1 protein-coding gene is annotated in these 485 nt (G+C 43.5%); it reads left to right on the top strand.

The genetic code is table 11. The annotated features are described in order from the left end of the window. A partial coding sequence (locus ON09_RS23865) for an Ig-like domain-containing protein (protein ID WP_010603591.1) occupies positions 1–485 on the top strand: 485 nt, incomplete at both ends.

Genomic DNA, 485 nt, shown 5'->3' with positions numbered 1-485 from the left:
CCAGGAAGTATTGCTGGTAATCAAACTTTTTGCGGAAGTGGTGATCCGGTAGCATTTACTACACCAACGGCAACTACTGGAGGAGGAGGTGCAGGAACTTATACCTATCAATGGCAATCTTCTACTACCAATGTTGCGGCAAATTTTACAAATATTACAACTAACGGTACAAGTGCTGTATATGATAGCCCTGTAGTTTCAACTACAACGTATTTTAGAAGACTAGATAGGTCGAATGGTACTGGCTGTGGCCCAACTGCAACGAATGTAGTTACAGTTACGGTAAATGCTTTACCTGTTGTTGCCGCTATCACGGGGACAAATACGGTTTGTGTTGGTTCTACTACACAATATTCAAATGCGACTTCAGCTGGGGTATGGAGCAGTAGCAATACTGCCGTTGCCACTGTTAATTCATCAGGTCTGGTTACGGGTGTTTCTGCCGGAACAGCTACCATTACCTATACGGTAACCAATAGCAACAA

It is taken from the genome of Pedobacter agri PB92 (assembly GCF_000258495.1).
GTDB classification, from domain to species: Bacteria; Bacteroidota; Bacteroidia; order Sphingobacteriales; family Sphingobacteriaceae; genus Pedobacter; species Pedobacter agri.
The sequence above is the reverse complement of the archived record's forward strand: the minus strand, read 5'-3'. Positions and strand labels throughout refer to the sequence as shown.